The organism is Flammeovirgaceae bacterium (assembly GCA_015180985.1).
GTDB lineage: Bacteria > Bacteroidota > Bacteroidia > Cytophagales > Cyclobacteriaceae > UBA2336.
The window spans coordinates 1,388,794-1,401,995 of sequence record CP054185.1; the positions used below are offsets into that span (position 1 = coordinate 1,388,794).

General features: G+C 45.8%; 12 protein-coding genes. 4 read left to right on the plus strand and 8 right to left on the minus strand.

Going from position 1 to position 13,202, the window contains the following annotated elements; all coding sequences use genetic code 11:
* Window positions 1-16 precede the first annotated feature (16 nt).
* On the minus strand, window positions 17-757 hold the full coding sequence (rlmB, locus tag HRU69_06580) for a 23S rRNA (guanosine(2251)-2'-O)-methyltransferase RlmB (protein QOI97175.1): 741 nt from the start codon (window positions 755-757) through the stop codon (window positions 17-19).
* Window positions 758-772: 15 nt separating this feature from the next.
* The gene (locus HRU69_06585) at window positions 773-1,945 is read right to left on the minus strand and encodes a GWxTD domain-containing protein (GenBank protein QOI97176.1); all 1,173 of its coding nucleotides are present in this window, start codon (window positions 1,943-1,945) and stop codon (window positions 773-775) included.
* Window positions 1,946-2,010: 65 nt separating this feature from the next.
* Between HRU69_06585 and HRU69_06590 the strand changes: the two genes are divergently transcribed.
* On the plus strand, window positions 2,011-2,787 hold the full coding sequence (locus tag HRU69_06590; GenBank protein QOI97177.1) for a class I SAM-dependent methyltransferase: 777 nt from the start codon (window positions 2,011-2,013) through the stop codon (window positions 2,785-2,787).
* A gap of 12 nt (window positions 2,788-2,799) precedes the next feature.
* On the opposite strand, the gene HRU69_06595 is transcribed toward HRU69_06590, so the two are convergent.
* From HRU69_06595 to HRU69_06610, 4 genes are all read right to left on the minus strand, one after another.
* Window positions 2,800-5,751, minus strand: a complete 2,952-nt coding sequence (locus HRU69_06595; GenBank protein ID QOI97178.1) for a DUF2723 domain-containing protein — start codon at window positions 5,749-5,751, stop codon at window positions 2,800-2,802.
* Window positions 5,752-5,860: 109 nt separating this feature from the next.
* Complete coding sequence (locus HRU69_06600) at window positions 5,861-6,103, minus strand: type II toxin-antitoxin system HicA family toxin (GenBank protein QOI97179.1); 243 nt, start codon at window positions 6,101-6,103, stop codon at window positions 5,861-5,863.
* Entirely contained in the window at window positions 6,100-6,306 is a 207-nt protein-coding gene (locus HRU69_06605; protein ID QOI97180.1) for a 2-oxoisovalerate dehydrogenase, read from the minus strand. Before HRU69_06605 ends, HRU69_06600 begins: the two co-directional genes overlap by 4 nt.
* 45 nt (window positions 6,307-6,351) lie before the next feature.
* On the minus strand, window positions 6,352-6,891 hold the full coding sequence (locus HRU69_06610; protein ID QOI97181.1) for a sulfate ABC transporter permease: 540 nt from the start codon (window positions 6,889-6,891) through the stop codon (window positions 6,352-6,354).
* A gap of 116 nt (window positions 6,892-7,007) precedes the next feature.
* On the opposite strand from HRU69_06610, the gene HRU69_06615 reads away from it, so the two are divergent.
* Both HRU69_06615 and HRU69_06620 read left to right on the plus strand, forming a co-directional pair.
* A complete protein-coding gene (locus tag HRU69_06615; GenBank protein ID QOI97182.1) occupies window positions 7,008-8,219 on the plus strand; it encodes a tetratricopeptide repeat protein in 1,212 nt (403 codons plus the stop codon).
* A gap of 108 nt (window positions 8,220-8,327) precedes the next feature.
* A complete protein-coding gene (locus HRU69_06620) occupies window positions 8,328-9,659 on the plus strand; it encodes a hypothetical protein (protein ID QOI97183.1) in 1,332 nt (443 codons plus the stop codon).
* Here HRU69_06620 and HRU69_06625 read toward each other — a convergent pair.
* The gene (locus HRU69_06625; GenBank protein ID QOI97184.1) at window positions 9,611-10,684 is read right to left on the minus strand and encodes a glycosyltransferase family 4 protein; all 1,074 of its coding nucleotides are present in this window, start codon (window positions 10,682-10,684) and stop codon (window positions 9,611-9,613) included. The genes HRU69_06620 and HRU69_06625 overlap by 49 nt on opposite strands.
* Window positions 10,685-11,680: an NAD-dependent epimerase/dehydratase family protein gene (locus HRU69_06630; GenBank protein QOI97185.1), complete on the minus strand. Its 996-nt coding sequence runs from the start codon at window positions 11,678-11,680 to the stop codon at window positions 10,685-10,687.
* 133 nt (window positions 11,681-11,813) lie between these two features.
* Between HRU69_06630 and HRU69_06635 the strand changes: the two genes are divergently transcribed.
* A complete protein-coding gene (locus HRU69_06635; GenBank protein ID QOI97186.1) occupies window positions 11,814-13,193 on the plus strand; it encodes an oligosaccharide flippase family protein in 1,380 nt (459 codons plus the stop codon).
* The last annotated feature ends 9 nt before the right edge of the window (window positions 13,194-13,202 follow it).

Sequence of the window (13,202 nt, forward strand, 5' to 3'; positions counted from 1 at the left end):
CTTATACTACTTAGCTTTATCGAAATGTTCTCTGCCGTACTATTTCATAAATCGCAATTCCTGCGGCTACACTTACATTTAATGATCCGATTTTCCCACTCATCGGGATTTTTACGAGTTCATCGCAGGTGCGCAGGAGATCATCCGAGATGCCATCCTCTTCTGACCCCATAAGAAGAGCAATGGGTCCGCTGATTACAACTTCATAAATTGTCTTTGCGGCCTTTTCTGTGCACGCTATCACTGTTACGCCATTGTCGTGCAGAAACTTTACGGTTTTTCGTAAGTCCTTTTCGCGGCAAACCGGCAGGTGGTTCAATGCCCCGGCCGATGTTTTCATGGCATCACCCGAAACGGGTGCGCTTCCTTTTTCAGCGATGATCAAACCATCCACACCGGCACACTCGGCTGTACGGGCAATGGCGCCAAAGTTGCGCACATCGGTAATCCGGTCGAGGATTATAAAGAACGGTTCGCGGCCCTGGCTGTATGCAAAGTGGATGAGGTCATCCAGCGAGGCATACGTTACCGAGGACAGCAGGCACACCACACCCTGGTGGTTTTTAGGGGTAAACCGGTTCAGTTTCTCAACCGGAACATAAGTAAATGAAATGTTGCGCTCGCGCACCAGTCTGAGCAATTCCCGCAGCAACTCGTTATTCAGGCCTTTTTGAATGAAGAGCCGTTCAATTTCCCTTCCGGCAACGATGGCTTCCATCACGGCACGGGTGCCGTAAATCATGTCGGGTTTGGTCATGCTCAAAAATACAAACTAAAAACGCGCTTTTCGCCACAGGTCAACCATCGCGTACCAGGCATCGGTAAATTTGCGGTCGCGGATGAGCACATAGTTATCGGGGTCGAAAAGAGTTGATGATTTGGTGAAAATAAACCGGCCCTTGTAATTGGTATTCTTATACTCCCAAACTTCACGGTCGCCCAACCGGTACACTTCTTCAGGCGGCCCGAAGATAATGTACATCATTCCGCGGTCTGTTTTCCATCCTTCCTTGTACGAACTGAACAACTGGTTGGCCTGTTCAACCCTGCGGAAGTAATTGCGCATAAAAATTTTGGCGCGTTCGGTGCTGCCGGTAATGCTCAAAATGGTTTTGTCAAACAGCAGTTTATCGCCTTTTGCAGCGCGTAGTTTATCCATCTCCTTCTTTTCACATACATAAATCATGGGCCCGGCCAGTGTTTCAATTTTGCCGAGTTTGGGGTAATCGTCTTCCACCCGGAAGGCCAACCCTGCCGTGCTGGCGGTATCTTGCTGCAGCAGATAAAGACCCAGTCCGCTGAACCTTACCGGTTGGCCGGGCATTATAGTGAAAGTAGAATCGGGCGTAATAACGGGTGAAACACGGGCCTGCGAAGTTGCAAACGGAGGCGCTGCTGCCGGGAAGTCGGTTTTGTACAGCGATACAACAAGCGGCTTGTTCTGATCAAATCCGTTAGCAGTTACCGGCTCGTTAATTCGGATAAAGGTATTGGTAACGGGTACATTATTTTGAAACAGACTGAAGGCATTATCCTGTGATATGGTTTTATAAAAATACCAGGCTTTGCGCGAGGCGCTGAGAATTACTTTGGCTACCAGTAGCTGCCCCGGGTTGGCATCATCAAGCTGCAAACGTCCGGTTTTCTTTTCGGCAGTATTTGTTATCCACGCGGGCTCGGATAATTCCCGTCCGTCCTTATCGCCAATGCTGTTACGCAGTTCCCACCGCACTGAATACTCGTTTGTGCTTCTTGCCGGGCTTGATGATGAAAACTCAAAATACAATTGATGCTGACCGGCCGTTCCGTGCACCGTGAATACCAGATTAAATTCAAGCCCCTGATCGTACAAGTAACTGAAATTTACATCACGCAACGGTTGCGATTGTAATTTTACTGCAAAGCAGGGGAACAGGGCAATTATCCAATAACGATAACACTGCATATTTTCAAATTAAACTATTCTGATGAAAATAATCCTTACCATTCGGTTAATTTTAGCGGCTGATTATGACCAAAATTTATACCACCGAAATTACTTCTGAGTCACTCCCTTCCGATAACCCCATTCATCAACGGTTATTTAAAGCGTATGTTGCAGCCGAAGAATACATTCACGGCAAGGTTTTGGAAATCGGCTGTGGCGAAGGCCGTGGCGTTGAATTACTGATTCAAAAAGCTGATTCGTTTACGGCTGTTGATAAGATTGAGGGTGCCCTGCAAAAACTGCGTGCACGATTCCCTCAGGCAACGTTTATAGCCATGAACCTGCCCCCCCTAACAGGGTTGCCCGACAATGCCTTTGATTGTGTAGTCAGCTTTCAGGTGATTGAGCATATTAAAAATGACCGGCTGTTTCTTCAGGAGATTTACCGAGTGCTAAAACCGGGAGGACTTGCCCTGCTTACCACGCCCAACCGTAAGATGTCGTTAACCCGTAACCCGTGGCACGTACGTGAATACCTGGCTGATGAACTAACCGCATTGGCGGCATCGGTTTTCCGGCAAGTTGACATGAAAGGGATAACCGGCAATGAAAAGGTAATGGCCTATTATGAACAAAACCGCCAATCTGTAAACCGGATTACCCGCTGGGATAAATTAGACCTGCAGCATAAGTTGCCAGCATGGATGCTGCGTATTCCTTACGAACTGTTGAACCGGCTCAACCGGAACAACCTGCAGCAGGCAAACCAGCATTTAGTAACAAACATTTCCCATACCGACTACCTGGTTACCGATCGGGCCGGTGAAGCGCTTGATCTTTTTATAATTGTGCGGAAATAATCTGCACCGCATTTAGCGGTCAAACTGCTGCACCTGGGAGGCATACTTTTCGTAAGCCTGCTCATATTTACCGGCCAGTTCAGTTTCGCCATATTTGTAAAGCACCCGTTGTATTTCGCCCAGTACCGCAATGTTGTTGTACAGGTCGCGATCGAACATACCCTTGCGGATCATATAAGCGGCCATTTCATCTACCCGGTTACCAATTACTTCCGATATTTCAATAGCTCTTTCTTTTTCGCCTACTTCAAAGAGCATTTCCAGCATCAGCGCGTTGGTGAAATCGTAGGGTACGCCTTTGTCGGGCATCACCTGCAGGCTGCGCAGCAACACTTCGCGTGCGCGCACCGTATCTTTCTCATTCAGCAGGGCCTCAGCTACATCATTAAACGTGCTGCGGTGGTTTTGCGCGAAATTGCGGTAATCCACGCTGTAGAAAACGTTTGGATCATCAAGGCCACGGAACCGGAATTTGTTCATGATGTTATCGTAAGCCACTTCGGTATTTACCAGGCGTGTTCGCGGGTCAGGATTTTGAATGGGCAAAATCCGGAAGGCGTTGCCCTCGCTTACTACAAATGGTCGTAAATCAATATTAAATTGTTCAAGCGAAGTATTGTTTACATAAAGCGGGCGCTCCCAGTTGTTGGTCAGCATCAGGTCAAGCAGGGCCAGGTCTTGCTTCAGCAGGCTGTTCCTGCGTACCCGCAAGCGCATTTCATTAACCAGCATGTGTTCCATGCCTTTCGGGATGATGCCGAGTTTTTTTACATAGGATGTGTCCACCTTCAGCACCAATTCCTTTGAAGGAATCATATTGGTATTGGGGTAATACGGGTGCAACAGGGTTTTACTGTTTTTCTTGATCAGGTCGATATACTGGGCAAGGTCAATGCTCTTGATACCGGTTTCCTGGTACATTAATCCTTCGTTGGGGCCGCCCTGCCGGTAGTGTTCAGCGGTAAGGGTGTAGGGAAATGCATCGGATTCGTAATGCTTGCGCATACTTTGTTCAATGTACCAATCGGTATTGTAGTAGCTCAACACCACCACGCGTACATCGGTGCGGATGCCCTCCACCTCCTGTGCATACCACAACGGGAAGGTGTCGTTATCGCCACCGGTAAACAGGATACCGTTTGGCGCGCATGATTGGAGGTAGTTATTGGCCGAATCAACCGAAAAATACCGGTTGGAGCGGTTGTGGTCGTCCCAGCCCTGGGTGGCCATCAGGGCAGGTGTGGTAAACGCAATAAGCGTGGCAAGAATAGCAGATGCCTTTGCATTTTTAATGAATTTGCCAAGGCCGGAAGCTAAACCAATAACCGCCAGACCAATCCAGAAAGCAAAAGCGTAATACGAACCGGAGTAAATGTAGTCGCGTTCGCGCGGCTCGGAGGGAGGCGAATTGAGGTACACCACCAGGGCTACACCGGTAAGGATGAACAGGAGCCCGATGACCCCGGCATTTTTAGGATCTTTTACTACCTGGTAATACAAACCGAAAAAGCCAAGGATAAAGGGAATCAGGAAGAAATTGTTACGGGCTTTGTTGTACGAAACCATGTAGGGTACATCTTCGAACCAACTATTCGGCCCCAGCCAGTCGGCCCCGATTTCATCACCCTCGCGGCCGGCAAAATTCCACATAAAGTAGCGGATGTACATCCAGCCGATCTGGTGGCTGAACATGAAGCGCAGGTTATCGGAAAAGGTTGGCTTTTGACCTTCTTTAAGTCCCAGTTTTGATCGGTAAATGGACGCGTGGTTATCGGTGGTGCTGTACATGCGCGGCAGGATGGTCATGTGGGTTGGTTCGTACACGTATTCGCGTTTCCGATCGATGATTTCGTATTTGTCTTTGCCTTTCTTGTACACGGGGGCACCTTCTTTGATGTCGATGATTTGTGCGGTAAAGTATTGCCCGTACAGCAGCGGGCGGCTTCCGTATTGTTCGCGTTTCAGGTAGCTTACAAAACTCATCACATCGCTCGGATCGTTTTCGTCAATGGGCGTGTTGTAATTTGAGCGGATAACGATTACAGCATAGGATACATAACCGATGAGGATAAAGGTTGTGCTCAGCAAAAAAGTGTTAAGCACCGGTTTAACTTTTTGCTGGCTGTAAACGATACCGTACACCAGGCTGCCGATAATGATTAAGCTGAACACGATGACTCCTGAACCAAACGGAAGGCCTAGTGTATTGACAAAAAACACTTCGAAGCCCCCGGCCAGCGAAGGAAGGCCGGGAATGATAATGTCGTTGATGAAGATGATCAGTAACCCGCTTACCAACAGCGTGGCGAGAATGCCCCAACGCGAGGGTGTGTATTTTTTAAAATAGAAAATCAAGGCCAAAGCGGGTAGCGTAACCAGGTTTAACAGGTGAACACCAATGGACAGGCCCATGGCATAGGATATCAGAATAATCCACCGGTTGGCTTTGGCTTCGTCTTCAATGGCATCCCACTTCAGCATGGCCCAAACCACCAACGCGGTAAAAAACATAGACATGGAGTATACCTCGGCTTCAACAGCCGAGAACCAGATGGAGTCGGCAAACGTCATGGCCAGGGCGCCTACCAGCCCGGCACCCATCAGCAAAATGGTTTTATCGGCAGTGAGTTCTTCAGGCTTTGAAATGTTGAGCAGTTTGCGGCCAAAAATGGTAATAGACCAGAAGGTGAAGAGAGATGCAAAGGCACCGGCCAATACGCTGGAGAAGTTAATCCAGTAGGCTACGCGGGTAACATCGCCCAGGGCCAGAAACGAAAACATGCGGCCGATGAGCAGGAACAACGGGGCTCCGGGCGGGTGGGGCACTTCCAGTTTGTACGATACGGCAATAAATTCGCCACAATCCCAGTAACTGGCGGTTTCTTCCATGGTGAGCCAGTAGGCAGTAAGGGCGATTGCAAATACTATCCAACCCGTTATGTTATTGACTTTCTGAAAATTCATGCTTTTTAGGAATTCGTTTTAGAGTACCGTTAACGGCCTTTGGTTACAAATAAAGGGCGAAAATACGGATTTTGAAGTTTGTTTAATTAAACGCAACTAAAGATTAACCCTATCCAAATAAATCTTTGATTAAAACATCTTTCGATTGCTTTCGATGCACTGCAATAGCTGTGAGGATTGAAGAAAGTGTACCGATTTTAAGCGGATTATGATTTGGAATTGTAATGTGATGAGTTGTCGGGAAATTAGAGGTGAGACGGATGTGGCTTCCCTTTTGTCGGCTTACTTCATATCCGATTTTATTAAGCGATTTAATTAATTCTCCGGCTGAAACATCGCGGGGAATTCTCATAATGCAATCAGTTCCTCTTTAGTGAAATGAAGCCTGATGATTCTGGGATGCTTGCCTTCATCAAAATGTGTCAAAACCGCATCTTTAATGTTTGATTTAAGTTCCTCTAGGTTATCAGCTTCTGTAAAAATACTTTCACCAAGAGCACGTGCTTCATACCCTCCTTCAGGTGAATCTTCAATGTAGAAAATCAACTCGTTCATAGTACGGCAAGTTACAAATTTTAGACTTCAGTAGTTTGGGCACGATTATTTATACACAATCACATAAAAACCAAGCCACAAAAAGAAAATCAGCACATACGATGCCAGCACAATAAACCAAACTACCTTTTTCTCTTTGCGGGCGTAGTGATGGATGCCGGCCACCAGTAAAAACCAGTAGATGATCTCAAACAGATTCAGTGCGCGCAGGGGGTAAGCCCATTTTTTGTTGATGCTGTAGTAGTCAAAAAAGTGCATCAGCGAAAGCGGGTAAAACGCACCGATGTCGGAATACCGCGGATCGGGAACAACAAATAGGAACCAGAGGATTTTTAGTAATTCCGGGATCAGAAAAATAAACTCCGCCCCGATAACCACGCCCCAGCACTGTGCGTAGGTTACCCGGTAGCCGAACATGAAGCACCCTACCCAGATAACAAAAGCAATTACCGTAAACTTCCACAGGTAAACCACCGGGATGGATATAAACTGCAGTGTGCTGAGGACTTTGAGCACCATGCCTTCGGGCCTGTCCTGCAGAAACTCAAAGGCTGCGGTTTCGTTTTCAATAAAAGATTTTTTCATATACAACAGGAAAACCGTAAGCAGGCAGAGCAGCACAAAAAGCAGCCTTTTGTCGGCCGCAAATATTGATTTAGTTTCGTAATTGGTTTGCATACCCGTTAGGCAGAGCAGTAAAGATGGTTAAAATAAGGTTTTGGGCAGCAGGTATAGGCATCACCCTGGTTGGGTTAGTCGCAAGCCCGGGTATATGGGCACAGCCGCTGGTAAAAAAAGATACCACTATTATATTAATTAACGACCTGGGCGTTCAGTTGGAGTGTACCCAGGCGCTAAACGATTTATACAACTTTAAGTTCGATAAAGCCGAAGCGCAGTTCCGCTACCTGCGGTACAAATACAAGTGGCATCCGCTGCCCTATTTTTTAATGGGCATGATTGAGTGGTGGAAGATTATGCCGAATACAAAAAACGAAACATACGACAAGGCCTTTTTTGCTTATATGGATTCGACTATCCTGGTGGCCGAAAACCTTTTTAAGAAACATCCTGCCTATAAAATTGAAGCAGCCTTCTTTTTATCGGCTGCTTATGGATTTAAAGGGAGGTTGTACTCCGATGAGTTTCGTAAAAACTGGCGCAAGGCCGCTACGGCCGGTAAAAATGCCCTGGATTACCTTGAAGTAAGCAAATCGAAACAGGACTTAAGCCCCGAGTTACTGTTTGGCGATGCGCTGTTCAATTACTTTTCGGTTTGGGTGCCTGAAAACTACCCTGCCCTGAAACCCATCCTGTGGTTCTTTCCGAAAGGCGATAAGAAATTAGGACTGGAACAATTAAAAGAAGTTTCGTACAACGCTTTTTATACCCGCACCGAAGCCATGGTTTGGCTTATGCGGATTCTAAATAATTATGAGAATGATGATGTACGCGCTTTCCAAATCAGCGAATACCTCTATCAAACCTATCCGGATAATCCCTTCTTTCACCGCTACTACGCACGCATGCTGTATGGCATGGGCCGCTATGCACAGGCTGAGCCTGTTTGCAAAGACATACTGAACCGGGTTGACAGTACTTATGTTGGTTACGAGGCCAACACCGGCCGGTATGCTTCCTTTTTTCTCGGTCAGATTTACGAGGCGCGAAGAAATTATGATGAAGCCAAAAAATACTATCAATTGTGTATCCGGTATGCCCAAGAACTGGACGTACCCGAGTCGGGCTATTACCTGTACTCGTTAATTGCCCTGGGCGAAATTGCCGAGAAGCAGGGCGATAAAAAGGAGGCGGAGAAATACTTTAAAGAAGTAAAAAAGCACGCCAAACGAAAGGATGAAGCTTTTAAAGCGGCCAAGCGCAGGTTAAAGAAGTTGGAAAAGGTGGATTGAATTGGTTCAGGGTTACAATTCAAAGTTCAAAGTTTAGGCTTTTATGGTTAATAGATTTGAACTTTAAACTTTGAACTTTGAACTTTGAACTTTTAATCGAAAAGCCCGTTGGAACTACGTGATCTGGTAGTAACCCCTATTGTCATCATACTGGTGTACGTTGCAGCCTATTTTATCAGGCCGAGCGTTACCGATGCGGTTACACGCAAGTACTTTTTTCCGGCACTCACCCTACGGATTTTTTCTGCCATTGCATTAGGCTTCTTGTACCAGTTCTATTACGATGGTGGGGATACTTTTAATTTTCATACACACGGCAGCCGGGTAATCTGGGAGGCGTTTATGGAGTCATCTGTTTTAGGATGGAAACTACTGACATCGACCGGTGAACCGATAAGGGGCGCCTATGATTATGTTTCATCCATTATTTTTTATACTGATCCCTCCTCCTTTTTTATTGTAAGGATTGCAACCCTTTTTGATTTGCTCACCTTTTCATCTTACACGGGTACAGCGGTGTTGTTTGCCGTAGTTAGTTTTTCGGGTGCCTGGTCTTTATTTACTGTATTTTACCGCGAAACGCCTGCGCATCACCGGTGGGTTGCTGTTGCCACACTTTTCATTCCTTCGGTTATTTTCTGGGGTTCGGGATTATTAAAAGACACCATCACACTGGCGGCAGTAGGATTTCTTACATTGGCTATAAGCAATTTGTTCCGGTTTAATAAAAATAAAGCCGGGTCGATGTGGTTATTGGTAATAAGTGTTGCACTTCTCTATGCTGTGAAGAAATATATTTTACTAAGTTTTTTACCTGCCGCTATTTTATGGATTTATGCAGGGTACCTGGCCCGCATTAAATCTCTTATTCTTAAATTATTGATAGTTCCTGTAATCGGGGGGTTACTGGTAGTAAGCGGGTACTATTCAATTGTGCTCATTGGAAAAGATGATCCGAAGTATTCACTTGAACGCATTGCTACCACGGCCCAGATAACCGCCTATGATATTGGTTTTTATACGGGTAAAGATGCCGGCAGCGGCTATTCGTTAGGTGAACTGGACGGGACTTTTTCCAATATGCTTTCCAAAACTCCGCAGGCAATAAACGTAACCTTGTTCAGGCCCTATCTGTGGGAAGTTAAAAATCCGCTGATGCTACTTTCTGCATTAGAAAGTTTTGTTCTGATGGTCATTACGCTGGTTCTGATTGTGCGCTACGGAGGACGGGTGGTTCAGTCGGTTAAACACCCTACCGTAATATTTTGCCTTGTGTTCAGTTTAACGTTCGCGTTTGCTGTTGGCGTTTCTACCTTTAATTTTGGTACACTGGCTCGTTATAAAATACCCCTGCTGCCGTTTTATGTGCTCGCCTTGGGGTATATATTGCACTATCCGAATAAGGAAAGAAAGCGCGAAGAGTTGGCATATACCGAGTAGCGTTCATGTACGGTTACCCTGCCGGCTTTACCGATTTGCTGCCGCAGTTCAAAATCATTAATTAACAGGCTAAGATACCTTATCCAATCTTCGGTGGTTGAACACAGAAATCCATTTTCACCATGCCGAATGATTTCGCGGTTAACACCAACCGCTGACATCAGGGTGGGTATTTCAAGGGCCATGTACTGAAGGCCTTTCAGCCCACATTTCCCCTTCGACCACTCGTCATCGGGTAAGGGCATAATGCCTATATCGAAGTTGAGTAAATCTTCAACTTCACGGTCTAAGCTCCAGGCCTTTCCGGTGATTTCCAGTTTTTCATTTCGGTACGCACTGTCGCCTATTACCTGTATAATCACCCGGCTACCGTATTGCTCTTTAATTACCTCTAATGCAGGCAGGGCTTCTTTAAAATGATCAATGGTAGTTTTACTCCCGCTCCATCCGATAGTTATAACCGATGACACTTTTTTTTCGCGGGGCACATACAGGACGGTATCAATTGTGGTAGGAATAATTGTAACCGAAGGATTGTACCGGAGGGCATAATCGGCCAGGTATTGGTTACCGGCTACAACGGCATCCGCTAACGAAATAATACGAGCTGTTTTACCCGGATTCTTTAAGAAGTTTAACTTTTTGTTAGGGCTTGTAGAAGAGACCTGCTGCATCCAGATGGAATCATCAAAATCGAAAATGATTTTTGCTTTTGAGTACGACAAAAGTTTCTCGAAGAAGCTGGTTCCCAACATAAATGCTTCGCGCTGAATGAAGATGTAATCATATTGACGGGCGCGTGCCGCATCTTTTATGCGCCTGGCAATGCTTTTTAGAAGAATCCATGCCTTAGCCAGGTATTTACCGTGCGAATAGAAAATTTTATCATCTGTTTCGTTCAGTAAGAACGAATGGTGAACGATAAAACCTTTTTCGCGTAACAGTGTTAAATATTGTTCGTATCGAAAGCGTTGCGAAGGCGATCGTCCTTCGCGGTGCATATCCAGAAAGAGAATGGATTTCATTTAATCGTTAAGCCAAATGGGGGGGAGTTTTTCAGTTATTTCTATGTTTTCAAACCTTGGACTTTTCTTGCTGCCGGTACGCCTGGCCCAGTCGGCCATTTTTTTCAGGCCGTCAGGCAGCGGGGTATGGTTGATGTCGCCAAAAATCTGCCGGCATTTGGTGTGATCGGACCAGGCGTGCATCACTTCATTTCGGGCTTCGGTAAACAAAATTTCTCCGGCCATGCCCATGGCCCTCATTACCTCCTGTGCCAGGGTTTTAACGGTATAATTCTGGTCGGCACCCACATTAATAATCTCATTACGGGCTTTTGGATTGTTTACACAGCTGGCGATGAGCGGGGCAATATCGCCTATGTAACTGAATGCTCGTGTTTGTTCGCCATTGCCAAAAATGGTGAGCGGCTTGTTTTGCATGAGTTGATTCATGAAGATACCCACCACGTTTCGGTATTTATCGCCAATGTTCTGGTACTCACCATATACATTATGTGGCCTGAAAATAGTGTAATCAAGCCCAAACATTTCGTGAGCGCATTTCAGATCCTGTTCAACGGCAAGTTTGGCAACACCATAGGGATCTTCCGGTAAAGGCACCATGTCTTCGCGCAGGGGCAATTGCCCTTTTCCATAAACAGCTATGGATGAGGTGAAGACAAACCGCTCAACTTTATGCTTAATGCTTTCATTGATTAAGTTAATGCTGCCGATGAGGTTGTTTTCGTAATTGAACCTGCGTATAAAATGGCTCAGGCCTTCTGCAGCATAGGCCGCCAGGTGGTAAACGTAATTAAAGGAGTGTTCTTGAAATAACCTGGAAATCAGTTGATGATCCGTAATACTTCCTTTAATGAAGAGCGCTCCATCGGGCAGGTTTTCTTCGAACCCTCCGCTGAGGTCGTCTAAAATAATAACCTGATGGCCGAGTTTTAATAGTTCGCGGCCAACATGGGCACCGATAAAGCCGGCGCCTCCGGTAAGTAATGAGGTTTTCAAGGTTTTAATTTTTTGCGCAAGTTATCATAATCGCTTAAAAATAGTTGGTAGCGTTACGACTTATGCAGCCGTAGCCCGAAAGCAATATTCAGCAATAGGCAGCAATATTTTTTTTTCCGATGTTTGAGCCCTTATGCTGCCGAATCCCTTTTTGCTGGTAAAAAATATTTTTTCGCGGCTTTTTCCTGAAGGCAGATTTATCCATAACCTAGCTGTAACTTTTACCGGTAATGCAACTGCGCTGGTGCTCGGTTTAGTATTTACACCGTTTATTGCCCGCTTGTACGGGCCTGCTGCCTACGGAGCCTTTGCATTGTTTATGGCAATCGTCAATAATGTGTCACCCCTGGTAACCCTTCAATACCCCACCGGTTATGTCACCATCAAAGACGATGATGAGTTTTATAAGTTGGTACAGTTTACCTTTGGCGTTATTATTTTTTTTGTAGCGCTCTCGGGTTTAGTAATTTTTTCGGCCGGTAAATACCTGGTTGTTTTTTTTGAATGGGAAGCCATTGAGGCCTATCTGTGGTTTATTCCTCTTTATTTGTTATTAATTGGTTTAGATAACTTGCTGCTGGGTTGGGGTATTCGCCTTAAAGAATTCAAGCGTAGTGCACTGGGAAAGATAGTCTCAACATCAGCCAGCAAATTGGTTACGCTGTTGGTTGGATTATTTGTACGCACCGATGCCAGCGGTTTGATTACAGGAAATGCCTTGCAGTATCCGCTGGATAGCCTGGCCCGTATGGGTGGGGCCATGCGCAATCAATTTCACCGGCTAAATCGTTTCATTTCCTTTGCGGACATCCGCAGGTTATGGAAAGCCTACAAAGCGTATCCGTTTTTTATAACTACCGGATTACTGTTGAGCAACTTCAGCAACCAGTTGCCGGTTTATATTATTTCATTTTACTTCGGTCAAACAACACTGGGTTTGTTTGCATTGGCGTTTAGCCTGGTAAGCATGCCCATGAATGTACTTATCAGTTCATCCACCACTGTTTTTCTGCAAAAAGCGGCCGAGTTACACCCGGATTACCCCGAGCAACTCAGTTTAATTTCTCTTCAGCTTTATAAAAAATTATTTTTGCTCGGCATAACAAGCCTTACCGCACTATCCCTCATTAGTTTACCCTTATTTGTTTTTTTGTTTGGCGAACCCTGGAGGGAATCGGGTATTTTTGCTGCAATTCTTGCCTTTAGCTTCATTCCTGGAGTTGCCGCCAATCCCCTCTCGGTATTGTTCCGGGTACTGCATAAAGAGCATAGTAATTTTATTTTGAACATGGTATTTATTGTTTTAAAGGCTGCCGGACTGTTAGCAGGGGCCATGACTGCGAGTGCTCAGGCCGCTATAATGGGCTATGTGCTGGCCACCATACTGGGTTATATCATTCAGCTTTACGTGATTTTTGGCATGGTAAAACTAAACCGTGGCATTGTGCTGCGCGATGGGTTGATTACCCTGGCGTTGTTCGGAGGAGTTACAGCCTTTTTTACTTTCGTATGAAACAGACGT